This window comes from Nocardia yamanashiensis NBRC 100130, from assembly GCF_001613325.1.
GTDB classification, from domain to species: Bacteria; Actinomycetota; Actinomycetes; order Mycobacteriales; family Mycobacteriaceae; genus Nocardia; species Nocardia yamanashiensis.
In genome coordinates this window covers 282,777-307,052 of sequence record NZ_BDCD01000013.1, presented here as the reverse complement: position 1 = coordinate 307,052, position 24,276 = coordinate 282,777, and the positions used below count along the sequence as shown (strand labels likewise).

Below are 24,276 nucleotides of genomic sequence, written 5' to 3'. Positions count from 1 at the left end.
GGGAGGGGCGCGCGGATGGTGATAATGGCGCGCGCCGCCGGGCTGCGGGGCTACTGCGAACTGGTCGCGGAACTGGGCGGCGACGGCGCGGCGCTGCTCCGCCGTTTCGATATCGCCACCGCGAGCATCGACAGCGACGACGCCCTGATCTCGGCGGACGCCACGGGATGGGCGCTCGAACTGGCCGCGGCCGAATTGGCCTGTCCCGATTTCGGTCTCCGCCTGGCCGCCCGCCAGCCCGCCACGGTCTTCGGACCGCTGTCGGTCGCGGTGGCCAATGCCGCCACCGTCGGCGACGCCATCGCGTGCGCGCAGCGATTCCTGTTCATTCACCACACCGGGCTGTCCATCGGATTGATCCCGGACCCGGACGGGCAAGCCGGCATGATCGCGCTGAACTACCGGGATATCGCCGAGGCCACCGGTTTCTGCCAGGGCGTCGACCACGGCGCGGGCACGGTGCACCGGCATCTGAGCCGCAGTACGGGCGGCGATTACGGATTGCGCACCGTCCATCTGCCCCATCCGCCCCGGGCGCCGGTGGACCGGTACGTCGAATTCTTCGGCGCGGATGTGCGATTCGACATGCCGACCACGCTGTTCCGGTTCCCGGTCGAGCAACTCGCCAAGCCCATGGCCGGCCGCAATCCGATCCTGCACCAGCTCGCCATGGACTATCTGGACCGGAACTTCCCCGAAGTCGACCGCACCATGACCGCCCGGGTCCGCCTCGCCATCGACCGCGCGTTCGCCGAATCCAAACCCGATCTGGACGGCGTCGCCCGCACCCTGAGCATGCACGAGCGTTCCCTGCAGCGCGCATTGGCCACGGAGGGAACGACTTTCACCGCGGTCCTCGACGAGGCCCGCCGCGACGTCACCTATCGGCTGCTGTGCGAAACCGATCTGCCCATGAGCCGTATCACCGCCCTGATCGGCCTGCGCGAGCAGTCCGCGCTGACCCGGGTGGTGCGCCGCTGGTACGGCGCCACCCCGCAACAGATCCGAACGACCGCCCGATCCAGGCGCTGACCTGCGCGGATATCGCGTCAGGGGGCATGTCAGGCCGGTGTCAGGTCGATATCAGGCGGGTTGCCCAAAGTAGTCCACATGAACAGCACAGCAATCGCGGCCTCCGGGTTGCGGAAGGCTTACAAGGACAAGACGGTCCTGGACGGCATCGACCTGAACATCGGCACGGGCACGATCTTCTCGCTGCTCGGCCCGAACGGGGCGGGCAAGACCACCACGGTCAATGTGCTCACCACCCTGTTGCAGGCGGACGGCGGCACGGCTCAGGTTGCGGGACATGATCTTTCGACCCAGCCCGAACTGGTGCGCAAGGCGATCGGGGTCACCGGGCAGTTCGCCGCGGTGGACGATCTGCTGACCGGCACCGAGAACCTGGAGCTGATGGCGGACATCCATCGGCTGCGCGGCGCCGAGCGCAAGGCGGTGGTCGGCGGACTGCTCGAACGCTTCGAGCTCACCGAGGCGGCCGGCAAGCGCGCCGCGACCTACTCCGGCGGTATGCGCCGCAAGCTGGATCTGGCCATGACACTGGTCAGCAAGCCGCAGATCATCTTTCTGGACGAGCCGACCACCGGATTGGATCCGCGCAGCCGGCGCACCATGTGGGAGATCGTGCGGGAACTGGTCGGCGACGGCGCGACCATCTTCCTCACCACCCAGTACCTCGAGGAAGCCGACCAGCTGGCCGACCACATCGCGGTGCTGGACCAGGGCCGGATCGTCGCCGAGGGCACCGCGTCGGAACTCAAGCGCCGCATCCCCGGCAGCTACATCGGCCTGCGCTTCGCCCACCCGTCCGAAGTCGAAGCGGCGGCGCGCATCCTGCCCGATGCCACCGTCGACGCCGAGGCGCTGACCCTGCGCGTGCCCGGCGACGGCGACTCGAAATTCCTGCGCGGCCTGCTGAACCGGCTCGCCGAGTACTCGGTGGAAGCCGCCGAAGTCACCGTCCACACCCCTGATCTCGATGATGTTTTCCTCGCCCTGACCGGGCACGCCACCACGGAGGCCGAAGCGTAATGAGCACCATCACCGCCACCCTGGCAGATTCCTCGATCATGTTGCGCCGCAACTTCAAACACACCGCGCGCAACCCCGTCACCATCTTCAACGCCGCGCTCATGCCGGTCGTCATGCTGCTCATCTTCGTGTACGTGTTCGGCAGCGCCTTCGACGTCGGCGGCCACTACATCGACTACGCCACCCCGGGCATGATCCTGCTGGCCATCAGCTACGGGCTGTCCGGGACCGCGGTCTCGGTGAGCTCGGACATGGCCAAGGGCATCATCAATCGGTTCAAGGTCATGGACGTCTCGCGCGGCGCGGTGCTCACCGGCCACGTGGTCGCCACCATGCTGACCAATGCCATCGCCATCGTGGCGGTGCTGGCGGTCGCCTTCGCGCTGGGCTTCCGCCCGGACGCCTCCGCGGCCGACTGGCTGGGCGCCATCGGCGTCATGGCGGCGACGGCGTTCGCGGCCTCCTGGCTCACGGTCGCCCTCGGTATGGCCGCGAAAACCCCTGAGGCCGCGGGCATGTCGGTGGTGCCGCTGATCATGCTGCCCTTCCTGAGCAGCGCGGTGGTGCCCGCCGACAAAATGGGCCAGGGCGTCCGGCAGTTCGCCCAGTACCAGCCCTTCACGCCGATCATCGAATCGCTGCGCGGGTTCCTGGAAGGCAACCCGTCGGCCGGTTACACCGCCGCCGCGCTGGCCTGGGCCGCCGGGTTCGCCATCGTCGGATACCTGTGGTCGCGTTCCACTTTCAACAAGCGAGCGTGACCGCGACCAGCTCGGTCCAATCGCCCGCCGTCCCCTCCGTCATCGCCTCGGTGAAGTCCGCTTCGCCGAGGCGATTTCGCGTTTCCCGCTCGATCCGGGTGGTATCCGGCAGCGAGCGATCCGGCAGGCCGCGCACCGCGTCACCGGCCGCCAGCAGCCGCACCGCCTGCGCGTCCTGGCCGTCGCGCAGCGCCAGATCCGCCGCGCCGACCAGGATTCGGGCGATCAGCGGCGCGTAGCCGGCGGCCAGCGCCGAGCGGTAGGCCTGCGCGTGGTGTTCGCGGGCGACGCCGAGATCGGTGGCCGTATAGCCGAGCAGGTTGTGGAAGGTCGCACTGATATTGGGCAGCGCGGCGTCCGCGCCCAGCATGGTCCGGGCGATCTCGATCTGGCGATGCACCTCCGCGGTATCGCCGTTCCAGCGCGCCAGTTCCGCCCGCTGTAAAGCCAAGTCGGCCAGGGCATTCGGCCATCGCGCGCGGTCGGCGGCTCGCTGCGCCCCGGCCATGGCGGCCGTGCTCAGCGCGGAATCGCCCAGCAGCCAATATAATTGGGCCTGCCGTGCGCCCACCCGGACCGCGTCCTCCAGGGTGCCGACGGCGGTGACCACGGTGAGCGCTTCGTCCAGAAGTCCGCAGGCGGCGGTGAAATCGCCGCGCATGGCCACCCGGTCGGCCAGTTCGGTGAGCGCGAACGACAGCCCCCAGCGTTCGCCGATGGCCCGGAATTCGGCGGCCGCCGCCTCCAGGTACTCGTCCGCCTCCCGGCCGGGACGCCCCAGCATGACCCGCATCTTGCCCTGTTGCAGCCGGGCCAGCGCCCGCACCCACGGATCGGCGTCGGTGAGCAGCGGTTCGAACGCGGTCAGGAAATTGTCCGGTCCTTGCAGCAGGCTTTCCAGCGCGCCGATGAATCGCATGGCCGGATGCCGGCTCGGGCCCGGTTTGTGCAGTGCGGACGCCTTGTGAATCCATTCCTGCAGCTGGTTCTCGTCGTTCGGGCCGGACGACATGAAATGCACGACCAGCCCGTACACCAGGGCGCGGGTCTCGTCGTCCACCTCGCCGGGCAGCGCCGCGGCGGCGGTGATCAGCTCCAGGCCCTCCACCTTGTGCCCGCCCAGCCACCAGTACCAGCCCGCCGCGGCGGCGAGCGTCATGGCGCCGGGCGCGTCACCGGCGGCGATCGCGCCGCGTAGGGCCGCCGTGAGATTGCCGTGTTCGGCCGCCAGCGTCGCGAGCCACTTCAACTGGTCGGCGCGGCGCAGTTCCGGTTCCGCGGTGGCGGCCAGTTCGGTGAAGTACGAAAGATGTTCGCGCCGAATCGAATCCGCTTCACCGGCGGCCTCCAGGCGTTCCCGGGCGTACTGCTCGATGGTGGCGAGCATGCGGTAGCGCGGTTCGCTGTCGGCCGTGGCGCGCAGCAGCGATTTCTCGGTGAGCGCGGTCAGCAACTCCAGGATCTCCCACTGTTCGACGGTGTCGTCGGCGCAGATCCGTTCCGCTGCTTCCAGACTCGCGCCGCCGGAGAACACCGCGAGCCGGCGCAGCACGGTGCGTTCGGCGTCGGTGAGCAGCTCCCAGCTCCAGTCGACCACCGCGCGCAGGGTGCGATGCTGCGGGATGGCGGTCCGGCTGCCGCCGGTGAGCAGGCGGAAGCGATCGTCGAGGCGGTCGGCCAGCTGGTCCAGGGACATGGTGCGCAACCTGGCCGCGGCCAGTTCGATGGCCAGCGGGATGCCGTCCAGGGCCCGGCAGACCCGCGCCATGGTGGCCAGCGATCCGGTATCGGAACCGAGATCCTTGCGCACCGCGCTCGCCCGATCGCGCAAAAGCTGTACGGCGGGCGAGGATTCGATATCGCCGGGATTCGAATCGTCGAGGGGCAGGGCCAGCGGTTCGACCCGCCACAGCGCCTCGCCGGTGATGCCGAGCGGTTCCCGGCTGGTCGCGATGATGCGCAGCCGCTGACATTCACCCAGCACCCGGTGCGCGAAGGCCGCCGCGGCTTCGATCACGTGCTCGCAGTTGTCGAGGATGAGCAGGGTTTCGCGTTCGCGAACGGCCGCGATGAACCGGTCCAGCGGTTCGGCCTGCGGGCCGGTGCCCAGCAGGGCGTCGCGGAGCCCGAACGCGGCCAGCGCCGCCTGCGCAATATCCCCGCCGGCGCCGACCCCGGCCAGTTCCACCAGCCAGGCGCCGTCCGGCAGATCCTCGAGCAGGGTGCGCGCGGTCTCCAGCGCCAGCCGGGTCTTGCCCGATCCGCCGGGGCCGGTGAGGGTGGTGAGCCGGTGTGCCGCAACGAGTTCGCGCACCGCCGCGACCTCGCCCTGTTTGCCGACGAAGCTGGTGAGTTCGGCGCGCAGATTGGTCTTGCGCTCCTCGGCGGCCTGCGCGCCCACCTCGCCGCGCAGCAGCGAGACGTGCAGCGCCGACAGTGCGGGGGAGGGGTCCACGCCGAGTTCGTCGGCCAGCGCTTCGCGGGTCTGCAGGTAGACGCTCAGCGCTTCGGAGCCGCGGCCCGCTTCGGCGAGCGCCCGCATGAGCGCGGCGGCCAGGCGTTCCCGCACCGGGTACCGGCTGACCAGTTCGGTCAGTTCGGCGACCAGGTCCGCGCCCCGCCCGAGCCGGGTCTCGGCCTCGTACAGATCCTCCAGTGCGGCCAGGTGCAAGCCCTCGAAGCGGGCGGTCACCGCATCGGCGTCCGCACTGTCGGGCAGCCCGATGTCCTGCATGAGCGTCCCGCGCCACAGTTCGACGGCTTCACGCAGCAGCGGGGCGGCCTGCATATCGGTGCCGCCGCGGGCCTGATCGACGAGCCGTTCGAAGCGCACGGCATCGACCGCGTCCGGGGTCACGGCCAGCCGGTAGCCGCCCGCCTGCACGTCGATCGAGCCGTCCGGCAGCAGTTTCCGCAACCGCGAGACCAGGGCTTGCAGGGCGTTGGCGGCGTCGGCCGGTGGCTGCTCACCCCACACCCAATCGACCAGTTTGTGTTTCGGCACCGCGCGGCCGGGTTCCAGCGCCAGGGCGATCAGCAGCCCGCGCAGCCGAGCACCGGGTACCTCGATCGATCCCCCGTCCTTTGTCCGGATCTGCAGCGGCCCAAGTATCCCGATACGCACCCGGTCATTCTGCCGGGCGGGGCAAATCGTGTCAGAGGGCGTGTCAGTCCGGCGTCAGCCCCGTATCAGCGGTCGCCGCCAAAGTAGTCCTCAGCAACCGATCCACCTGCTGAAGGAGCCCGAAATGTTCAACTTCGCCACCCCCGAATCCATCGCCGTCACCGTCGACGTGCTGTCCGCGACCGTCACCGTGGTCGCCTCGGATCGCACCGACACCGTGGTCGACGTCCGGCCCGCCGACGAATCCAAGAAGGGCGATGTGCGGGCCGCCGCCCAGACCAAGGTCGATTTCGACGGCGCCGCGCTGACCGTGCGCACGCCGAAGGACTGGCGCACCCACACCCCGTTCGGCGGCAACCCGTCCATCGAGGTCATCATCGAGGTGCCGCGCGGGTCGGCGCTCAAGGGCGAGGCGGGGGTCGGCCGGCTGTCGGGATTCGGCGAACTGGGCCAGTGCGATCTGAAGATCGCCGCCGGTGACATCTTCGTGGAGCGCCCGCAAGGTTCGGTCACCGCCAAGGTGTCCAAGGGCGATATCCGCATCGGCGAGGCCACCCGCGGCGTCATGCGCCTGGACACCTCCATGGGCGAACTGGAGGTCGGCATCCACCCGGGCAGCGCGGTGCGGGTGGAATCCAATGTGGCGCTGGGCCGGGTCAGCAATCAGCTGGCGCCGGTGGCCGGTCCGGGCGAGACCGTCGAGGTCTTCGCCCGCAACTCCTACGGCAATATCGTCATCCGGAATGCGGCGTAGTCCACGGGCGCAGCTTCTCCGGATTGCGCACGGCCCAGATCCGGGTGATGCGCCCGTCCGCGATATCGAAGGCGTACACCGACACGATGGCGTCGCCGAGCAGTGCGACCAGCCCGGGCTGGCCGTTGACGGTGCGTTCGAGCAGGGTGACGGCCGGGCCGAGGGTGGCGATCCGCACCCAGGCGCGGGCGATCTCCGCGCCGCCGATGATCGGTTCGCGGAAGGCCGGGGCCAGGCCGCCGCTGTCGGCGACGGCGGTCGCGTGCGGATCGAGCAGGCCGATCAGGGCTTCGATATTCCTTGTCTCCCAAGCGGATTTGAAGTCCCTCACCACCTCGGCGCGGCGGTCTCCGGACGGTTCCCGGGCGGTGCCGATGCGGCGGCGGGCCGAGGAGGCGAGCTGACGGCAGGCGCCGGGGGAACGCCCGACGATATCGGCGATCTCGGCGAAGGAATAGCGGAAGACGTCGTGCAGGACGAAGGCCACGCGTTCGGCGGGGGTGAGGGAATCGAGCACCACCAGGAAGGCCATGCTGATCGATTCGTCCAGGGTGACGCGATCGGCGGGATCGGCGGGCACGGTGCCGCCGAGCCATTCGTCGCGATCCGGCACCGGCTCCGGAATCCATTCGCCCACATAGCGTTCCCGCCGGGCTCGGGCCGAGCCGAGCAGGTCCAGGCAGATGCGCCCGGCCACCGTGGTCAGCCACGCGCCGGGCGTCGTCACCTCCCGCCGCTGCCGCTCGGTCAGGCCGTACCAGCGGGTGTAGGTCTCCTGCACCACATCCTCGGCCTCGGCGAGCGAACCCAGCAGCCGATACGCGAGATTGAGCAATTGCCGGCGCTCACCCATCACCGCTTCCAGATCCGGATCCGTCATAGCGTTGGCCCTTTCGTTCGATGCCGCCTCACCTGATACGACGAATCAGCGACCCGATTCGTGAGGCGGCCTGACATTCCGCCCGGCTGTGTCGTCGGAAGGTCGTACCCCGATCGAACAGGAGACGGCCATGACCCGAATCGGCATCATTCTCGGCAGCACCCGACCCAATCGCAACGGCCCGCAGGTCGCGCACTGGGTGCTGGAGACGGCGGCGCGGCGCGGCGACGCCGAATACGAACTGCTCGACCTGCGCGAACACCCGCTGCCGCATCTGGACGAAGCGGTGCCGCCCATGTTCGGGCCGTCGGTCAACGCGCACACCCGGGCCTGGGCCGAGCAGCTCGCCGCCTGTGACGGCTTCCTCGTGGTCACCCCCGAATACAACAGCGGGGCGCCCGGCGTTCTGAAGAACGCCCTCGACCACGCCTTCGCCGAATGGGCCGACAAGGCGGTCGGATTCGTCTCCTACGGCGTGCACGGCGGCGTCTGCGCGGTGCAGCAGTTGCGATCGATCTGCAGCGTGCTGGGTATGGCGGTGGTGAGCCGCCAGGTCACCGTCTCGCTGCACACCGATTTCGAGAACCACACCGTGTTCACCCCCGGCGACCGCCACGTCACCGCCCTGCACACGACCGTGGACCAGGTGCTGGCGTGGAGCGCCGCCCTGGCCCCGCTCCGGGCCGCCGTCCCGGTCGCTTGAACACACCGAATCACCTGGAGGACATGATGACTGCGAACGAAGCCGCCGTGGGGCGGCACCTCGACCGGCTGATCGAGGGGATCGAGGCCAAGGACCTGGAGGCGCTGCGGCGGCTCTACGCGACGGATGTGGTGTCGTTCGATGTGGAGCCGCCCTTGCAGCACGCGGGCATCGAAGCGAAGCTGGCGAACTGGGCCAAGGTGTTCACCTTCTTCCGGGACGTCGAGTACGAGATCCGGGACCGGGTCGTCACCGCGGGCGCGGATGTGGCGTTCGCGCACGGGTTCGGGCGGCTCAGCGGCACTTTCGAGAACGGGGTCAGCACCGACGGTATGTGGGTGCGGTACACCGTCTGCCTGCGCAGGATCGACGGCGAATGGCTGATCACCCACGATCAGGCGTCCGTGCCGTTCGATGTGGTGAGCGGTAAGGCCACCCCGGATCTGACGCCGTGACCAGTACCGCAGGGTGAGATGGGGATCGCCCGATGGCGTGATGTGCGGTGGGTGGCGCGGCGCGGAGACTCGCCGGCATGGGTAACAAGATGTTCGGGGCCTTGCTGGCGGTGGTCGTGAGCGCCGGGGTGCTGTGCGCCGCTGGTGCGGAACCGGTCTCTTCGCTGAAATGGCGGCCTTGCCAAGAGAATTCGGCTTTCGAATGCGCGACGCTGCCGGTGCCGATCGACTGGGCGAACCCGGGCGGGGCGGGCATCGATATCGCCGTGGTGATCGACCGCGCCGACGACCCGTCCCGCCGGATCGGCACCCTGATCTCCCTGCCTGGTGGCCCCGGCAGCTCCGGCATCGATGAAATACTCGGCGGCGCAATGTTTTCCGGCGACCTGCGCTCCCGTTTCGACATCGTCAGCATGGACCCGCGCGGCGTCGGCCGCAGTCACCCCGTGCAATGCGATGCCGGATTGGCCGCCGACCGACCCGCCCTGGATCCCGACAGCGGCGCACTGCTGTCGGACATCCGTTCCTATGCGACTGATCTGGCGGCCAGCTGCCATACGCACACCGGCCCGCTCCTGGATAACCTCGATGCGAAGAGCGTGGCCCGAGACGTGGACGCTCTCCGAAATGCCTTGGGCGAGAGGAAAATAAGTCTCTACAGCCACTCCTACGGCACTATGTCCGCCCAGGCCTACGCAGAACTGTTCCCGCAGAACCTGCGCGCCTCCCTGCTCGACAGCGTCGACGACCACAGTCTCGGCGGCGCGGCCTTCATGGCCTCGGAAGCCCGTGCGGGCCAAGACGCTTTCGCCGAATTCGCCTCCTGGTGCGCCCGCGACGCCGGCTGTGCCCTGCACGGCACCGACGTCCGCGCCACCTACCGCACCCTCTGGGACGCGGCCACCCGCGGCGAACTCCGCACCCCCGGCAACCCGGCCCGCCCCCTCCGCCCCCTCGAACTGAGCCAGCAGACCACCCAACGCCTAGACCACCCCGACTGGGCCGAACTGGCCACCGACCTCCAAACCCTCACCGCCACACCGAAAGGCACCCCCGCACCGGTCGAGACCCCACACGCCACCGGCACACCCACCCCATTCCCCGCCGTGATCTTCTGCTCCGACTGGCAATTCGACATCCCCGACCAAACCCGCTGGCAATCCCTCTGGAACGACCAGCACACCAACGCCCCCACCCTCGGCGCCCACTTCGCCTGGACCGCAGGCACCTTCTGCTCCGCCTGGCCCACCCCGCCCGCCAACCCACCCCACCACCCCACCGTCCAGCACGCCCCACCCACCCTCATCCTCAACTCCCGCCACGACCCCGCCACCCCCCACGAATGGGCCACCCGGGTAGCAGCCCAAACCCCCGCCACCCTCCTCACCTACGAAGGCTGGGGCCACGGCACCTACAACCGCAACCCCTGCACCACCACCGCCGCCGACCACTACCTGACCGACCTCACCCTCCCCGCCACCACGAGCTGCCCCGCCTGACCTGCTGCTCGATGCGACCGCGCGGTACCCGACCGCGCTGAAAGCACAGCCCAATTCACGCGGCTAGGTTCGATAGGTATCGCGAAACGCCTCGCGCACCGTGGCCGCGTCCGGTGCGCCGCGGCCTTCGATCCCGTTGACCACTTCGGTGACGCGCCAATAGTTGGACGGGACCAGACGTCCGGATTCCACCGCGGCCACGACTCCGGCGGCGGGTATCCGCCGGGACATCCAACGACCCGAGGAGAATTCCTGTTTGCCGCAATGGTTCCCGTGTGGGCGTATGCAGAATGCATGGTGCCGGGAGGTGATTTTGCACGGGAGATCGGTGGCGGACGCACTGGTCCGGGGGCCGGAGCGATGTGAGGGTTGGGGCGTCATTCCTCCCTACGCCGAAGGACCCAGCATGCCGGTCGTGCGTATTACCAACTACCGCATCGCGCCCGGCACGCTGGCGGAGTTGCTGACGCAGCGGATCGCGCTCATCGATCGGATACGGAGTGCGAACCCGGGGTTGACCGAGACGCGGCTGATTCGGCTGGAGGACGGCAGCTATACCGATATCTGGCGGTGGGAGTCGGCCGAGCACATGCTGGCGGCTTTCGGGGATGCGCGGGGGCTGCCGTTGGTGGGGGTCACCATGTCGTTGACCAGCGATGCCACTGCGATGACGGGGGAAATCGTGGATGAGCGGTGAGGGCGTGTCACACCTCGCGGGGCTGCGTCGTCACCTTGACGAAGCCGGATGAACCGGCAGCGCACAGCAACGAATAGAGAAGAGAAGACCATGGAACCGCGTTTCGACCTCTACGCCAACGACGTCGCCGGCAAGTTCAACAAGCGCCTGGTGACCGCCGCCCGCGTGGTCGACGAGTCGACCCTGCCCAAGGCCACCCAGGAACTGGTGAAGATCCGCTCCTCGCAGATCAATGGCTGCGGTATGTGCCTGGACATGCACACCAAGGATGCCGCGCACGCCGGCGAATCCGCGGTCCGGCTGGCCATGGTCGCCGCCTGGCGCGAGTCCACGGTGTTCACCGAGGCCGAACGCGCCGCGCTGGCGCTGACCGACGAGGGCACCCGCCTGGCCGACAACGGCCGGGGCATCTCCGAGGACACCTGGGCCGCGGTCCGCAAGAACTACGACGACGACCAGATCGGCGCGCTCATCTCCCTGATCGCCACCATCAACGCCTGGAACCGCCTTAACGTGATCGCGGGCCTGGCGGGCGGAGAATACGTGCCCGGCCAGTGGTGACCGGGCCCGGCGGGCGGCGCGCCGCGGAACGGCCGCCGTCCATCGGTTCATGCATGGCGCGCGCCGAGGCTCAGTCGCGGACGGTGATGGACAGGCGCGGCTTCTCGGCCCTGCCGGGGGCGACGCGATCCCAGACCGCGTCGATCATGGGGGCCAGCAGCAGTTCCCCGAACATGCTCACCAGCACGTCCACGATCTGGGTGGATTCGCGGCGGCTGGTCGAGGCCAGGCCCGCTTCGCGCAGGATGCCGACCTCGCGCCGGGTCAGTTCGATGAGCGATTCCAGCAGGCGCATCTGGTCTTCGGACGGTTCCAGCACGGCGCGGCGGACGTAGTTCACGACGGCGGGGTTGGCGCGCAACATCTCCCGGACCGCTTCGTTGCGGGCGGCGGCGTTCTCGCCGGGGGTGCCGGTGAGGGGGACCGAGGACACGGCGGCCGAGAAGTAATCGACGATCAGCTGATCCACGGCCTCGATGAGTCCGGCTTTGGTCTTGAAGTGGTGCTGCACCAGGCCGAGGGTGACGCCGGCTTCGGCCGCGACCGCGCGCAGCGAGACCCGCGATTCGCCGTACTGGGCGAACAGGTCCATGGCCGCATTGCGAATGCGCGCCTTGGCGGTCAGGTCGTCGTTGGTGGCCCGTGGATTCAGCACATCGCCCCTTGTCGGTCGGTTTCAGGCGATTCTACGGCCCGTAGTAACCAGCTGGTCTTAAGTGCATGAAATGCTACTGTTGACCCATCGACTATACAACCGTATCGTTCGTTCGCATGGAGGTATCAACGACGCCGCCCCTCGCCGGGATCGAGGTCGTCTCGCTCGCCGTGAACCTGCCCGGCCCGCTGGCCGCGGCCCGGCTCGCCGAACTCGGCGCGACCGTCACCAAGGTGGAACCGCCCGGCGGCGATCCCCTCGCGGCGGCCGCGCCCGACTGGTATCAGGCGCTCGTCGCGGCGCAGACCGTGGTGACGCTGGACGTCAAACAGCAGGGAGACCGCGCCAAGCTGGACGAGCTGCTCGCCACCGCGGATCTGCTGCTCACCTCGATGCGGCCCAGCGCGCTGGCCAAACTCGGCCTGGCGCAGCCGCAGGAACGCTTCCCCGAGCTCTCGCTCATCGAAATCGTCGGGCACACAGCAGATCCCGAGGTGCCGGGGCACGACCTGAACTATCAGGCCGTGCACGCCACGCTGACGCCGCCGCACATGCCGACGGTGCCGATCGCCGACATGCTCGGCGCGGAGCGGGCGGTATCGACCGCGCTGGCCGCACTGGTTGCGCGCGCCACCACCGGGGCAGGGCGGCCCTACCGCGTCGCGCTGGAGGACGCCGCCGCCCGCGCGGGCGATGCGGTGAAGTACCGACTCATGGGACCGAATGCCATTCTCGGCGGGGCGTTTCCGGGCTACGGCATCTACGAATGCGCGGACGGGCACATCGCGCTCGGAGCCGTCGAACCGCACTTCTTCATGGGCGCACTGAAGGTGTTCGACGCCGACGGCACGCACGAGGCGTTCCGGAAAGCCTTCGCGGAAAAGACCATCGCCGAACTCGAGGCCATCGCGGCCGCACACGACCTGCCCCTCAACGGGATTCGCGTCCCGGTCAGTACCGGAAAGTAGAGAACCATGTCGCAGCTCTTCCCCGACTACCGCCCCACCTGGGAGACCGAACAGCACCGCGAACTGCGCAAGCACGCCGCCGAGTTCTTCGCCAAGGAGATCCCGGACAATCGTGAGCGCTGGTCCAAACAGCACATGGTGGACCGGGAATTCTGGAACAAGGCCGGCGAGGCGGGCCTGCTCGGGCTGGACCTGCCCGAGGAATACGGCGGCATGGGCGGCGATTTCGGGCTGCAGGTCGTGGTGCAGGAAGAATTGATCTACGCGCACGACAATGCCTTCGGCTTCTCCGTGCACTCGCCGATCGTGTCGCACTACGTGTACAAGTACGGCAATGCCGAGCAGCGCGCGAAATGGGTGCCGGGCATCATCAGCGGTGAGCTGGTGCTGGCCATCGCCATGACCGAACCGGGCACCGGATCGGATCTGCAGTCGGTGCGCACCACCGCCGTGCGCGAGGGCGACCATTACGTCATCAACGGCTCGAAGACCTTCATCTCCAATGGCACCCACTGCGATCTGCTGGTGATCGTCGCCAAGACCGATCCGTCCAAGGGCGCGGCCGGCGTCTCGCTCATCGTGGCCGAGACCAAGGATCTGCCCGGCTTCGAGCGCGGCCGGGTGCTGGAGAAGATGGGGCAGCACGGGCAGGACACCCGGGAGCTGTTCTTCTCCGATATGCGGGTGCCGGTGGCGAACCTGCTCGGCGAGCAGGAAGGGCTGGGCTTCTACCAGCTCATGGAGCAGCTGGCGCGGGAGCGGCTGATCATCGCGTCGCTGTGCTCGGCGCTGGCCGAGGCCGCGGTGCTGGAGGCGCTGCGCTACTCCAAGGAGCGCGAGGCGTTCGGGCGGCCGATCGGCAAATTCCAGCACAACGCCTTCACCCTGGCCGAGGTCAAGACCGAGGCGCTGGCCATCAAAACCCTGGTCGACTATGCGATTCAGCAGTACATCGACGGCAAGAACGATCCGTCGACCGCGTCCATGGCGAAGCTGTTCGCCGCCGAGACCGCGGACAAGGTTGTGGACAAGTGCCTGCAGCTGTTCGGCGGCTACGGGTACATGATGGAGTACCCGATCGCCCAGATGTACACGGGCTCGCGCGTGAACCGCATCTACGGCGGGACCAGCGAAATCATGAAGGAAATCATTTCCCGCTCGCTCTGAGCGATTCCCACCTTCCGGGGGTCCGGGCGCGTTCGGGCCCCCATTTCTGGAAAGAATCTGTAATGAGCACTGACGCTTACATTTTCGAGGCGATTCGCACGCCGCGCGGCAAAGGCAAGAGCACCGGATCGCTGCACGGGGTGAAGCCGATTTCGCTGGTGGTCGGGCTGATCGACGAACTGCGGGTGCGGTTCCCGGATCTGGACGAGGACCGCATCGCCGATGTGGTGCTGGGCTGCGTGACCCCGGTGGGGGACCAGGGCATGGATATCGCCCGCACCGCGGTGAACGTGGCGGGGCTGCCCGACACGGTCGGCGGCGTGCAGATCAACCGGTTCTGCGGCTCGGGACTGTCCGCCGTCGGCATGGCGGCGTCCAGTGTGCGCGGCGGATTCGAAGACCTGGTCATCGCGGGCGGCGTGGAATCGATGTCGCGCGTCGAAATGGGCAGCGACCGTGGGGCGATGGCGTACGACGCCGCCACCGCGTACGACAACTACTTCATCCCCCAGGGTGTCGCGTGCGACCTGCTCGCCACGATCGAGGGGTACACCCGGGAGGATGTGGACGCGTACGCGGTGCGCTCGCAGGAGCGCGCGGCGGCGGCCTGGGACGCCGGGTATTTCACGAAATCCGTTGTGCCGGTGCGGGATATCAACGGCATCACGATTCTCGACCACGACGAGCACATCCGGCGCAATCCGTCGATCGCCGATCTCGGCAAGCTGAACCCGGCGTTCGCCATGGTCGGCGAATTCGGTGGGTTCGACGCGGTGGCCACCCAGAAGTACACCTTCGTGGAGAAGGTGAATCACGTGCACACGGGCGGTAATTCGTCCGGCATCGTGGACGGCGCGGCGCTGGTTCTCATCGGTAGCAGGGAGGCCGGTGCGGCCAGCGGGCTCGTGCCCCGAGCGCGCATTCTGTCGTACGCGACCAGCGGCTCCGACCCGGTGCTCATGTTCGAGGGCCCGATCCCGGCCGTGGACAAGGCACTGGCCCTGGCGGGCTTGACCGTCGAGCAGATCGACGTGTTCGAGATGAACGAGGCCTTCGCCGCCGTGGCGCTGAAAATGCAGGCGCACTTCGGGATTCCGGACGAGAAGTACAACGTCAACGGCGGCGCCATCGCCATGGGGCATCCGCTGGGCGCGACCGGGTCGATCCTGGTCGGCACCGTGCTCGACGAGCTGGAGCGCACCGGCGGCCGCTACGGGCTCATCACACTCTGCGTCGCGGGCGGCATGGGCGTCGCCGCCATCATCGAGAGGGTCTGAACGTTATGACCGGCACTATCATTCGCTGGGACCAGGATGCCGACGGCATCGTCGTGCTGACCATCGACGATCCGGCGGGCGGGGCCAACACGCTCACCGACGCCTACGTCGCGGAGATGGGCGCGACCGTCGACCGGCTCGAAGCCGAGATCGACGGCATCACCGGCGTGGTCGTCACCTCCGGCAAGAGCACCTTCTTCGCCGGCGCCGACCTGAACCTGATCATCCAGGCCGGGCCGGAGCACGCGCAGGAGTTGTTCGACGGCTCCACCCGCATCAAGGCCGACCTGCGCCGGCTGGAGAAGCTCGGCAAACCGGTCGTCGCCGCCATCAACGGCGCGGCGCTCGGCGGCGGCCTGGAACTGGCGCTGGCCACCCATCACCGCATCGCCGCCGACGTGCCGGGTTCGGTCATCGGCCTGCCCGAGGTCATGCTGGGCGTGCTGCCCGGTGCGGGCGGCGTGGTGCGCACTGTGCGGTTGCTCGGCATCCAGAACGCGCTCATGCAGGTGCTGCTCACCGGCGATCGGATGGCTCCCGCGAAGGCGCTGAAGGTCGGCCTGGTGGACGAATTGGCCGGCAGCGTCGCGGAATTGGTGCCTGCCGCCAAGGCGTTCATCAAGGCCAACCCGGACAAGAACGTGCAGCCGTGGGATGTGAAGGGCTACAAGATCCCGGGCGGTTCCCCGTCCACCCCCGCCTTCGCGGCGAACCTGCCCGCCTTCCCGGCCAACCTGCACAAGCAGCTCAGGGGCCAGCACGATATGCCCGCGCCGCGCGCCATCATGGCCGCCGCGCTGGAGGGCGCGCAGGTCGACTTCGAGACCGCGCAGACCATCGAGACCCGGTATTTCGTGCACCTGGTGACCGGACCGGTCGCCAAGAACATGATCCAGGCGTTCTTCTTCGATCTGCAGCAGGTGCAAGGCGGCGGCTCACGGCCGCAAGGGATTCCGGTGCGCAAGCCGAAGAAGGTCGGCGTGCTGGGCGCGGGCATGATGGGCGCGGGCATCGCCTACGTCACCGCCAAGGCGGGTATCGACGTGGTGCTGAAGGATATTTCGCTGGAGGCGGCGCAGCGCGGCAAGACGTATTCGGAGAACCTCGAGGCCAAAGCGCTGAGCAAGGGCCGCACCACCGAGGCGAAGTCCAAGGCGCTGCTCGACCGCATTCACCCCACCGCGGACGCGAAAGACCTTGCGGGCGTGGACTTCGTCATCGAGGCCGTGTTCGAGAACACCGAACTCAAGAACAAGGTGTTCGCCGAGATCGAGGACATCGTCGAGCCCGACGCGGTGCTGGGCTCCAACACCTCCTCGCTGCCCATCACCGGCCTCGCGAAGGGGGTGACGCGGCCTGCCGACTTCATCGGCATCCACTTCTTCTCGCCCGTCGAGGCCATGCAGCCCATCGAGATCATTCGCGGGGAACAGACCTCCGACGAAACCCTCGCGCGCGTCATCGATTACACCCTCGCCATCAAGAAATACCCGATCGTCGTCAATGACGGCCGCGGCTTCTTCACCACCCGCGTGTTCAGCATGTACCTGCTCGAGGCCATGACCATGCTCACCGAGGGCATCGACCCGGCCACCATCGAGCAGGCGGGCTTCCAGGCCGGCTACCCGGCCGCGCCCTTGCAGGTCGCCGACGAACTGTCCTTCGGCACCATCCGCAAGATCATGGACGAGACCATCGAAGCCGCCCGGGCCGAGGGCCTCCCACTGACCGAATCCGTCACCGCCGCAAGCGGCGTCATCGGCACCCTCATCGACAAGTTCGACCGCAACGGCAAGCTCGCCGGCGCCGGCTTCTACGACTACGCCGACGGCAAGCGCACCACGCTCTGGCCCGGCCTGCGCGCTGAATTCTCGACCAGCACAACCCTTTCCGTGCCGTTCGAGGACCTCCGCGACCGCTACACCTTCATCCAGGCCCTGGAAACCCAGAAGTGCTTCGACGAAGGCGTAATCGCCTCCGACCCGGACGCCAATATCGGCTCCATCTTCGGCATCGGCTTCCCGGCCTGGTCGGGCGGCGTACGCCAGTTCGTCACGGGCTACCCGGGCGGCCGAGCCGCATTCCTCGCCCGCGCCGACGAACTCGCCGAAAAATACGGCCCCCGCTTCCAGGTCCCGGACACCCTGCGCGGCGACTAGCACCCGAACATCGAGCCGATCCACCCCGCTCCGCCGGGCTCGCCCTGCGCCACTCCGCGACAATCGCTGTCACCCCCGCCGCGCATACTGGTACCCGCACGATATGGGCTCGGCCCGGGTTTGCGATGTGGGCAGCGCCCGTTACTCCATCAGCTGTCGACGCCGAAGGAAAACTCATGCTGACCACCAGTTATCTTCCGGGTGCCCCGAATTGGATCGATCTGGGCACACCCGATGTGGACGCCGCGGCCGCCTTCTACGGTGAAGTCTTCGATTGGATCTTCCAATCCGCCGGGCCCGACGGCGGCGGGTACGGGTTCTTCCAGCAGGACGGTAAGACGGTCGCCGGCATCGGCCCGCTCACCGAGGTGGGCGCCGCGTCCGCGTGGACCATCTACTTCTCCACGCCCGATGCCGACGCCACCGCCAAAGCGGTCGAACAGGCCGGCGGCGCCGTCCGGGTGGCCCCCGACGATGTGTTCTCCTTCGGCCGGATGGGCCAGTTCACCGACCCCACCGGCGCGGACTTCGCGGTCTGGCAGCCCGGGGACACCGTGGGCATGGATGTGGTCGCCATCCCGAACACCCTGTCCTGGACCGAGCTCTACACCACCGACGTGGCTGCCGCCCGCGAGTTCTATCGTGCCGTATTCGACTGGGAGACAACCGAAATGCCGCTCGGCGCGGTCGACTACACCGTGGTTCGCCCCGCCGGCGCGGACCAGAACGCCGGACACGGCGGCCTGATGCAACTGCTCCAGGACAACCTGGACGCCGGCTCCACCCCGGAATGGCACCCCTACTTCGAGGTGAACGACTGCGACGCCACCACCGCGAAAGCTGCGGCAGCCGGTGCGACCACCATCATCCCGCCCATGGACCTCCCGGGCGTCGGCCGCATGGCCATGTTCCTGGACCCGGCGGGCGCACCCTTCGCGGTGATCAAGGGCGCCACGACCTGACGGCCGATCGCGTTTACGTGGGTGCACGACGACACCCGTGGTTGGCGAATCATTGCCGTGCACGCTTCCACGGCCGAGTGATCGGTTTGTGCCCTCGGGGTGGGGCTACTCGTCGGGGTGAGTCGATTTGTGGGTTCCGCTGTCGCCGAACACTTCTCGGTCCTCGGGCATGAGATCGTGGCGTTCGAGCGCCCCGCCGCACGGGTGAGGACTATGGAGCGTCGCTCAGATCACTGATCACTGTCGCGAGTGCGCGTACCGGCTCGCTCTCGGTCCGCCACACCAGCGCGTAGGGCAGCGGCGGCATATCGGTCACTGGAATCCAGCGGACGTGCGTCACCGCCCAGTGGTGCAGTACGTGGGCGGGGAAGGCGTGGACGATGTCGCCGTTGCCGACCCAGTCGATCAGGTCGTCGGGGTTGGTGATCTGCCGACCGCGGGTGATCGGGCGTCCGCTCGGGGTGAAGAACGGGAGGTAGGTCCCCTCCCAGCCGGGTGGCGCCTTCGGCGGCATGGCGTGGAGGTAATCGGCGAAGTCCTCGACCGATACCTCGGACCGGTCGGCCAGTGGGTGATCGTGGCTGACCGCCAGCACCCGGGAATCCCGGAACAGGACGGGCCCCATGGTGAGGTCGTCGTCGACCGGCCCCCACGTCACCAGGGCGTCGTACTGACCGTTGCGCAGGGTATTGAACGGATCGGTGAACGCGAGCCGGTGCAGCCGGAGCTCCCACTGCGGGTGCCGACGGCGAAACTCGGCCCAATACTTGTGCAGCCCTTCGAAGTTGAAGGGATGCAGGGCGACCCGCAGCACCGTCGTCTGCCCGCGGGCGGCCAGCTTGGCCCGCCGTACACTCTGCTCCAGACCTCGGTAGAGCGGTCGCAGGTCGGCGCGCAACTGTTCACCCACCGCGGTCAGCCGCACCACCCGATTGGTCCGTTCGAACAGCAGCGCTCCGATCTGGCGCTCCTGCTTCTTGATCGCCTGCGTGATCCGCGCCGGGGTGACATTGAGCCGCTCGGCGGTCCGCCCGAAATGCAGCTCTTCGGCCAGCGTCAAGAAAATCTCGATGTCGCGTAACTCCACGAAGTCCCTGTCTCGTTAACTCCGCGGTTAATGCGGCATTGCTTTCTTGATCGTTGTTCGGCGGTTGCCGGCCGCTCATTCTAGGACCCGGGCCCGGTGCGCGACTGCCGGCAAGGGCCTGATCACGGTGACCGGAAGGTCCCGATCTCAACCAAGGCGCGGCTATGGAGGTGAACAAATGACCTGGCGTTCCAAACCCTGTGGGTCCCAGCAACCAGAAAAGACTGTTTCCCAACGAATTTCCGAGGCAACAGGACCTCAAGGCTCCCCTGCCCCGCTACCTCAGGAGCTCGGCATGCGCACCACCACCGAGGTCATGGACCGATTCGACAGCCTCACCTAGGAGAACCGAATGACCTTCTCGGCCACCGTTTTCATCGGCACCAGTCTCGACGGCTACATAGCCCGCGTCGACGACGACATCGAATGGCTGACCTCACGCGGCGAGAAAGCCGGGGATCTCGGGTTTCTCGAGTTCCTCGACTCGGTCGACGCCGTGATCATGGGCCGCAACACCTACGACAAGGTCATCGGATTCGGTGCGGAGAACTGGCACTACGGCAACCGCCACGTCGGCGTGCTCAGCACCACCCTGCCCGCGGACGCCGATCCCCGCATCACCGTCTACCGCGACCTCGACAGCATGATCGCCGACCTCGAAGCACGCGAAGTCGCACACGTCTACCCCGACGGCGGCCGCCTGATCCAAAGCTTCCTGCGGGCCGGCCGCGTCGACAAATTCATCATCAGCGTCGCTCCGGTGCTGATCGGAGCCGGCTTCCGCCTCTTCGGCGAACTTCCCGAAGATGTCTCGCTGCACCTGGACTCGGCGGCGGACGTCGGTGGCGGCTTCGCGCAGCTGCGCTACACCGTGGAAAAGACCCATCGGAAACCTGAACCGGGCAAATGACACTCCCGGAAGTGCCCTCGGCGGGGCACTATATGGATGGGAACAGGACCGACCAGCATCTTCTTACTGGTCGACTGGTCATCGAAGCCGATTTCGACCTGAGCACCCTCAAAGCGCCAGGAGGCCAGCGGGGCTGAGACCAGCCGGTGACGACGGTTGGTCCGACCAGTTCGGGCGTGCTGTTGCTGCCGTGACGCCTGCCATTGGTAGAACGCTCCGACGCCACAGTTGGCGCAAACCTCCGAAGTTGCCCGCCCGATCCGGCTCGATACTAGCCAGACCGGTCGGAAATTCGCTTGCCTCAATGTTTTTCGGATCAAGGCATAACCATGCGAGTACACTTGGCGCGACGGCGGACGATCGCATGTCATTCGATATCGAAGCGCACGACCATCGTTCGAGTGCCGCTCCAGACCCCGGCGGATCGACCAGCGATCCGGACAGGGGCAGCATGAATTTCAATAATCACAACATCGGCCCTGACCACGGTCCGCAGCCGCGAACCCCACCTCCTGCCGGCGTTCAGCAATGGTCTGTCAAGGCGGTCACGCGAGGCCCGGAACACTTCGAGCGCATATTGCCGGACATCGTCATCGCGGCCGACGTGAACCTGGCCGCTGAGGCCCTGTGCGACCGGCTCGCCGCACCCGAGTCCCCGGCCGAACGCCGCTATCTGATCGCCACGGTCACCCCCGAGTTCGACGCTGCCGCCACCCGGGACCGCCTGGCGTGGTCGAATCTGCTGACATGGTGCGCAGACGGATGGGCCATGAGCCAATGGCTGCCGGATACATGGCGGCGATCGTGTTCGCCGCCACCGCTTCCCGATCAGGGTCTACCCCTCCTCGGTGACGACGCCCGGGCAGGCCGCATGACCCGGCTCGGTCGGCCAGGGGACTAGTCTGATGGTTCAGACCGCTTACCGACATCTCGCGGTCAGGCCGTGGCGACAGCCGACCACGCCGGACGGGAGCGAGCGATGACCACCGAGCCAGGGGACGACCCCGGCGGGATGTCGTGAACGCCGCACGCTCGGCGTCGGCGCGCTTTCTGTCCGCTCTGCACGATCTGGCCGGTAACGGCCACGACACGCCACTGCGAGGCGGCCGCCTGTGCGAGATCTGCGTGCAGGTGCTCCCGATCTCCGGGGCCACCATCGCCGCTGCGATGCCCGACGGCGGCTGGGATGTCCTCGGCTCGGTCGGCCCCGCCGCCGGATGGCTCGCCGACGCCGAAATCGCCACCGGCGAGGGCCCGGGACCCGACTGCCACCGCGACGGTGCTCCCGTGCGCGTCACGAATCCGGCTGCCACGCTCGCGAGCGGCCGCTGGCCTCTGCTCGCCCAGTGGGATCGGATGCCCACCCTCGGCGCGGTGTGCTCGATCCCGTTGCAGCTGGGAGCGATTCGCGTCGGCTTCCTGGATCTGCTCGACGCCGAGCAGGTACTGCGCAACCCCGCGACATACGCAGACGCGCTGAAGATCGCCGACGTCATCACCACCGCGCTGCTCTCGGCGCTCACTCCGCCTGCCCCACCCGTCGACGACGCGGCGGTGGGACCCTGGTGGGAGCCGACGGTTTCGACCCGAGAGATCCATCAGGCCACCGGCATGGTCGCGGTGCAGCTGGACACGAGCGCGGCGGTCGCCTACGCGCGGTTGATCGGACACGCCTTCACCACCGGCCGTCGACTCGACGAGATCGCAGGCGAGGTGGTGGCGCGGCGCTTGCGGTTCCGGCCCGAGCCCGACGGACGGGACCGCGACCCGGAACCCGGACCGGCACCGCAGCCAAAGCCGGAGCGTTGAGGCGGCCAGTGCGACTCAATAGAATTACCTACAGAAAAGGCGGTCCGAGGATGGCGCAGAACGATGGTGCACTGACAACGGCGCTCATGCGATTGGTGGACACCTTGGTCGTCGACTACGACCCGGTTGAGCTGACACAAGAGCTCGTGGACACGTGTGTCGATCTACTTCCCGCCGACGCCGCCGGACTGCTGCTGGCCGACACCCATGGCACTCTGCAGGTGCTCGCCTCCACCTCCGAGCAACTCCGGCTGCTGGAGTTGCTGCAGATCCAATCCGAGGCCGGGCCGTGTCTACAGGCCTATCGCACCGGCGAGCAGGTCTTGATCGGCGACCTGGCCACTGTCGCAGCCGACTGGCCGTTGTTCTCCGAAAGCGCCGTTGCCAACGGCTTCCACGGGGTCTGCGCGCTACCGCTGCGACTGCGCGAGGAACGCATCGGAGCACTCAATCTCTTCACCCGCACCGCCGATGTCCTCCGCGCCGAAGACCTGCGTGTCGGGCAGGCACTGGCCGACTTCGCCACCGTCGGCATCCTGCACGCCCGCATCCTCGCCGATACGCTGACCGTCAACGAACAGCTCAATACCGCCCTCAACAGCCGCGTCATCATCGAACAAGCCAAAGGCATGCTCGCCGAACGCGCCGACCTCGACATGGACACCGCGTTCCAGATCCTGCGTCGCCACGCCCGCAACCATAACCGCCACCTGTCCGACCTCGCCCGCGCCGTCGTCGACCGCACCATCGCCCTCGACACCCTGCTTACCGACCCGAAGCGCTACTGGTAGACCTCCGGCGCGCGATCGGAATGCGCCATGCCGATCGGCAGCTGCCTTCATGGCGGATTACTCGTCACGGCAACCGGATTCAGCCGAGGAAGACGAACTCGACCGCGGATGCGAGCACCGTGTCGGGGCAGAGTCGTCGACGGGTGGATCGGGGGGTGAGCGGATGTTCCGCGAGCAAGCGCCACCAGTCCAGACGATCGGCGAGTTCGTCGAAGTAGAGTTTGGCCGCCACCAACACCGGCGCGCCCGGGCAGTAGGTCGTCGGCTCACCCGTCTCGGCAGCGGCCGCACACCCCAGATCGATGCTGAACGAGTGTGCACGCCCGTCGGAATCGATCTGCTGGACCTCGCCGCCCGCGACCCCCTCGCGAATCGCGGACCGAGCATAGTGTATTCCGTTGGCGGACAACGGGATACCTGCAACGAACAGACGTGCGGGCAGGCCCGGCGGGCAACGATACGTACCCGTCAACCGCATCAGATACGGGGTGATCAGGCTCGCCCGCGAGTCGACACGGACTCGCGCCGGGCGCACGACGACGATGCCGGAAAGGAGAACACCTTCGCGCATCGGATCTCTCCGAATCAGTCGAGTTGTTGTGCGGCAGACACTTTCAGTTCACCACGAACCACCGGCCCGCGCACGCGACCCGCACCGCTCGAGCGGGTGCGCCGCCGATTCGATCAGGCGTATCGTTGCACTATCGGTGGCCTCTCGAATCCGGTCGCAACCAGACCGGTTCGTCACACGATTCTCGAGAAACCCGGCTGGTCTCGGCCGAGACAGGAGCGTCACCAATGACGCCGCAGCTCACTCGCGCCCGTCACCCGTCGCGCGCCGGCGTCGATCCTGGACTCCGCCACGGTGAACCCACGCCACGGGTCCTGTTGAAACCCCCGGCGTCCGCGGCCACCACGAACAACACCTCTACCGCCGCAGATCTCCTGCAGACCGGTATCCGCAGGCGTCGAGAGCGGAGGCGGCGAACCACCACGACCCGCCGG

At 67.8% G+C, this 24,276-nt stretch carries 24 protein-coding genes; 18 read left to right on the top strand and 6 right to left on the bottom strand.

From position 1 onward, the window contains the following. Positions 1-15 precede the first annotated feature (15 nt). The 3 genes from NY1_RS14295 (at position 16) to NY1_RS14285 (ending at position 2,813) form a co-directional block, all read left to right on the top strand. The gene (locus tag NY1_RS14295) at positions 16-1,032 is read left to right on the top strand and encodes an AraC family transcriptional regulator (protein ID WP_067712340.1); all 1,017 of its coding nucleotides are present in this window, start codon (positions 16-18) and stop codon (positions 1,030-1,032) included. Positions 1,033-1,110: 78 nt separating this feature from the next. Then, positions 1,111-2,052: an ATP-binding cassette domain-containing protein gene (locus tag NY1_RS14290; protein WP_067712338.1), complete on the top strand. Its 942-nt coding sequence runs from the start codon at positions 1,111-1,113 to the stop codon at positions 2,050-2,052. Continuing rightward, positions 2,052-2,813, top strand: coding sequence for an ABC transporter permease (locus NY1_RS14285; protein ID WP_067712336.1), 762 nt, complete (start codon positions 2,052-2,054; stop codon positions 2,811-2,813). The genes NY1_RS14290 and NY1_RS14285 overlap by 1 nt, the downstream gene beginning before the upstream one ends. Here NY1_RS14285 and NY1_RS14280 read toward each other — a convergent pair. After that, on the bottom strand, positions 2,797-5,937 hold the full coding sequence (locus NY1_RS14280; protein ID WP_067712334.1) for an AfsR/SARP family transcriptional regulator: 3,141 nt from the start codon (positions 5,935-5,937) through the stop codon (positions 2,797-2,799). The genes NY1_RS14285 and NY1_RS14280 overlap by 17 nt on opposite strands. 124 nt (positions 5,938-6,061) lie before the next feature. Here NY1_RS14280 and NY1_RS14275 point away from each other — a divergent pair, with 124 nt between their 5' ends. Then, positions 6,062-6,691 carry a DUF4097 family beta strand repeat-containing protein gene (locus tag NY1_RS14275; RefSeq protein WP_067712328.1) on the top strand — a complete coding sequence of 210 codons (630 nt, stop codon included), beginning with the start codon at positions 6,062-6,064 and terminating at the stop codon, positions 6,689-6,691. On the opposite strand, the gene sigJ is transcribed toward NY1_RS14275, so the two are convergent. Then, on the bottom strand, positions 6,672-7,571 hold the full coding sequence (gene sigJ, locus NY1_RS14270) for an RNA polymerase sigma factor SigJ (protein WP_067712326.1): 900 nt from the start codon (positions 7,569-7,571) through the stop codon (positions 6,672-6,674). The two genes, NY1_RS14275 and sigJ, sit on opposite strands and share 20 nt — an antisense overlap. Positions 7,572-7,701: 130 nt before the next feature. On the opposite strand from sigJ, the gene NY1_RS43725 reads away from it, so the two are divergent. The 3 genes from NY1_RS43725 to NY1_RS14255 all read left to right on the top strand — a co-directional run bounded on the left by NY1_RS43725 (position 7,702) and on the right by NY1_RS14255 (position 10,228). Further along, positions 7,702-8,274 carry an NADPH-dependent FMN reductase gene (locus NY1_RS43725; protein ID WP_067712508.1) on the top strand — a complete coding sequence of 191 codons (573 nt, stop codon included), beginning with the start codon at positions 7,702-7,704 and terminating at the stop codon, positions 8,272-8,274. A 26-nt stretch (positions 8,275-8,300) separates the two neighbouring features. Then, positions 8,301-8,729, top strand: coding sequence for a YybH family protein (locus NY1_RS43720; protein ID WP_233434330.1), 429 nt, complete (start codon positions 8,301-8,303; stop codon positions 8,727-8,729). 77 nt (positions 8,730-8,806) lie between these two features. After that, positions 8,807-10,228 carry an alpha/beta hydrolase gene (locus NY1_RS14255; protein WP_084534962.1) on the top strand — a complete coding sequence of 474 codons (1,422 nt, stop codon included), beginning with the start codon at positions 8,807-8,809 and terminating at the stop codon, positions 10,226-10,228. A 63-nt stretch (positions 10,229-10,291) separates the two neighbouring features. Here the strand turns inward: NY1_RS14255 and NY1_RS42900 are convergent, their stop codons facing one another. Further along, a complete protein-coding gene (locus NY1_RS42900; protein ID WP_233434329.1) occupies positions 10,292-10,459 on the bottom strand; it encodes a hypothetical protein in 168 nt (55 codons plus the stop codon). Between the two features lie 175 nt (positions 10,460-10,634). On the opposite strand from NY1_RS42900, the gene NY1_RS14250 reads away from it, so the two are divergent. Both NY1_RS14250 and NY1_RS14245 read left to right on the top strand, forming a co-directional pair. Next, positions 10,635-10,925, top strand: coding sequence for a hypothetical protein (locus tag NY1_RS14250; protein ID WP_067712323.1), 291 nt, complete (start codon positions 10,635-10,637; stop codon positions 10,923-10,925). A 90-nt stretch (positions 10,926-11,015) separates the two neighbouring features. Further along, a complete protein-coding gene (locus NY1_RS14245) occupies positions 11,016-11,486 on the top strand; it encodes a carboxymuconolactone decarboxylase family protein (RefSeq protein WP_067712320.1) in 471 nt (156 codons plus the stop codon). 70 nt (positions 11,487-11,556) lie between these two features. Here NY1_RS14245 and NY1_RS14240 read toward each other — a convergent pair whose 3' ends face one another. Further along, positions 11,557-12,141, bottom strand: coding sequence for a TetR/AcrR family transcriptional regulator (locus NY1_RS14240; RefSeq protein WP_067712317.1), 585 nt, complete (start codon positions 12,139-12,141; stop codon positions 11,557-11,559). A gap of 116 nt (positions 12,142-12,257) precedes the next feature. Here NY1_RS14240 and NY1_RS14235 point away from each other — a divergent pair, with 116 nt between their 5' ends. From NY1_RS14235 to NY1_RS14215, 5 genes are all read left to right on the top strand, one after another. Then, positions 12,258-13,109 (top strand): CoA transferase, encoded by an 852-nt coding sequence (locus NY1_RS14235; RefSeq protein ID WP_067712314.1) that lies wholly within the window; start codon positions 12,258-12,260, stop codon positions 13,107-13,109. 6 nt (positions 13,110-13,115) lie between these two features. Then, positions 13,116-14,276 (top strand): acyl-CoA dehydrogenase family protein, encoded by a 1,161-nt coding sequence (locus NY1_RS14230; protein ID WP_067712311.1) that lies wholly within the window; start codon positions 13,116-13,118, stop codon positions 14,274-14,276. A gap of 62 nt (positions 14,277-14,338) precedes the next feature. Next, a complete protein-coding gene (locus NY1_RS14225) occupies positions 14,339-15,553 on the top strand; it encodes an acetyl-CoA C-acetyltransferase (protein ID WP_067712308.1) in 1,215 nt (404 codons plus the stop codon). Positions 15,554-15,558: 5 nt separating this feature from the next. Continuing rightward, positions 15,559-17,712, top strand: coding sequence for a 3-hydroxyacyl-CoA dehydrogenase NAD-binding domain-containing protein (locus NY1_RS14220; protein WP_067712305.1), 2,154 nt, complete (start codon positions 15,559-15,561; stop codon positions 17,710-17,712). A gap of 176 nt (positions 17,713-17,888) precedes the next feature. After that, on the top strand, positions 17,889-18,674 hold the full coding sequence (locus NY1_RS14215; protein ID WP_067712303.1) for a VOC family protein: 786 nt from the start codon (positions 17,889-17,891) through the stop codon (positions 18,672-18,674). Positions 18,675-18,885: 211 nt separating this feature from the next. Here NY1_RS14215 and NY1_RS14210 read toward each other — a convergent pair whose 3' ends face one another. Then, complete coding sequence (locus tag NY1_RS14210) at positions 18,886-19,761, bottom strand: LysR family transcriptional regulator (protein WP_067712300.1); 876 nt, start codon at positions 19,759-19,761, stop codon at positions 18,886-18,888. Between the two features lie 352 nt (positions 19,762-20,113). On the opposite strand from NY1_RS14210, the gene NY1_RS14205 reads away from it, so the two are divergent. The 4 genes from NY1_RS14205 (at position 20,114) to NY1_RS14190 (ending at position 23,271) form a co-directional block, all read left to right on the top strand. Further along, on the top strand, positions 20,114-20,671 hold the full coding sequence (locus NY1_RS14205) for a dihydrofolate reductase family protein (protein ID WP_067712298.1): 558 nt from the start codon (positions 20,114-20,116) through the stop codon (positions 20,669-20,671). 364 nt (positions 20,672-21,035) lie between these two features. Then, positions 21,036-21,572, top strand: coding sequence for a hypothetical protein (locus tag NY1_RS42895; protein ID WP_157762229.1), 537 nt, complete (start codon positions 21,036-21,038; stop codon positions 21,570-21,572). 116 nt (positions 21,573-21,688) lie between these two features. Beyond that, entirely contained in the window at positions 21,689-22,480 is a 792-nt protein-coding gene (locus tag NY1_RS14195) for an ANTAR domain-containing protein (protein WP_067712292.1), read from the top strand. A 50-nt stretch (positions 22,481-22,530) separates the two neighbouring features. Next, positions 22,531-23,271, top strand: a complete 741-nt coding sequence (locus tag NY1_RS14190; RefSeq protein WP_067712289.1) for a GAF and ANTAR domain-containing protein — start codon at positions 22,531-22,533, stop codon at positions 23,269-23,271. A gap of 79 nt (positions 23,272-23,350) precedes the next feature. Here the strand turns inward: NY1_RS14190 and NY1_RS14185 are convergent, their stop codons facing one another. After that, positions 23,351-23,842 carry a hypothetical protein gene (locus NY1_RS14185; protein ID WP_067712286.1) on the bottom strand — a complete coding sequence of 164 codons (492 nt, stop codon included), beginning with the start codon at positions 23,840-23,842 and terminating at the stop codon, positions 23,351-23,353. Positions 23,843-24,276 lie beyond the last annotated feature (434 nt).

What these genes read in the sequence shown, in the direction of transcription:
- NY1_RS42900 (WP_233434329.1), bottom strand. Translation starts at nt 10,459, where the DNA reads ATGTCCCGGCGGATACCCGCCGCCGGAGTCGTGGCCGCGGTGGAATCC.
- NY1_RS14205 (WP_067712298.1), top strand. Translation starts at nt 20,114, where the DNA reads ATGACCTTCTCGGCCACCGTTTTCATCGGCACCAGTCTCGACGGCTAC.
- NY1_RS14215 (WP_067712303.1), top strand. Translation starts at nt 17,889, where the DNA reads ATGCTGACCACCAGTTATCTTCCGGGTGCCCCGAATTGGATCGATCTG.
- NY1_RS14255 (WP_084534962.1), top strand. Translation starts at nt 8,807, where the DNA reads ATGGGTAACAAGATGTTCGGGGCCTTGCTGGCGGTGGTCGTGAGCGCC.
- NY1_RS14190 (WP_067712289.1), top strand. Translation starts at nt 22,531, where the DNA reads ATGGCGCAGAACGATGGTGCACTGACAACGGCGCTCATGCGATTGGTG.
- NY1_RS14185 (WP_067712286.1), bottom strand. Translation starts at nt 23,842, where the DNA reads ATGCGCGAAGGTGTTCTCCTTTCCGGCATCGTCGTCGTGCGCCCGGCG.
- NY1_RS14235 (WP_067712314.1), top strand. Translation starts at nt 12,258, where the DNA reads ATGGAGGTATCAACGACGCCGCCCCTCGCCGGGATCGAGGTCGTCTCG.
- NY1_RS43720 (WP_233434330.1), top strand. Translation starts at nt 8,301, where the DNA reads ATGACTGCGAACGAAGCCGCCGTGGGGCGGCACCTCGACCGGCTGATC.
- NY1_RS14225 (WP_067712308.1), top strand. Translation starts at nt 14,339, where the DNA reads ATGAGCACTGACGCTTACATTTTCGAGGCGATTCGCACGCCGCGCGGC.
- NY1_RS14250 (WP_067712323.1), top strand. Translation starts at nt 10,635, where the DNA reads ATGCCGGTCGTGCGTATTACCAACTACCGCATCGCGCCCGGCACGCTG.
- NY1_RS14290 (WP_067712338.1), top strand. Translation starts at nt 1,111, where the DNA reads ATGAACAGCACAGCAATCGCGGCCTCCGGGTTGCGGAAGGCTTACAAG.
- NY1_RS14220 (WP_067712305.1), top strand. Translation starts at nt 15,559, where the DNA reads ATGACCGGCACTATCATTCGCTGGGACCAGGATGCCGACGGCATCGTC.
- NY1_RS14245 (WP_067712320.1), top strand. Translation starts at nt 11,016, where the DNA reads ATGGAACCGCGTTTCGACCTCTACGCCAACGACGTCGCCGGCAAGTTC.
- NY1_RS43725 (WP_067712508.1), top strand. Translation starts at nt 7,702, where the DNA reads ATGACCCGAATCGGCATCATTCTCGGCAGCACCCGACCCAATCGCAAC.
- sigJ (WP_067712326.1), bottom strand. Translation starts at nt 7,571, where the DNA reads ATGACGGATCCGGATCTGGAAGCGGTGATGGGTGAGCGCCGGCAATTG.
- NY1_RS42895 (WP_157762229.1), top strand. Translation starts at nt 21,036, where the DNA reads ATGTCATTCGATATCGAAGCGCACGACCATCGTTCGAGTGCCGCTCCA.
- NY1_RS14295 (WP_067712340.1), top strand. Translation starts at nt 16, where the DNA reads ATGGTGATAATGGCGCGCGCCGCCGGGCTGCGGGGCTACTGCGAACTG.
- NY1_RS14230 (WP_067712311.1), top strand. Translation starts at nt 13,116, where the DNA reads ATGTCGCAGCTCTTCCCCGACTACCGCCCCACCTGGGAGACCGAACAG.
- NY1_RS14275 (WP_067712328.1), top strand. Translation starts at nt 6,062, where the DNA reads ATGTTCAACTTCGCCACCCCCGAATCCATCGCCGTCACCGTCGACGTG.
- NY1_RS14285 (WP_067712336.1), top strand. Translation starts at nt 2,052, where the DNA reads ATGAGCACCATCACCGCCACCCTGGCAGATTCCTCGATCATGTTGCGC.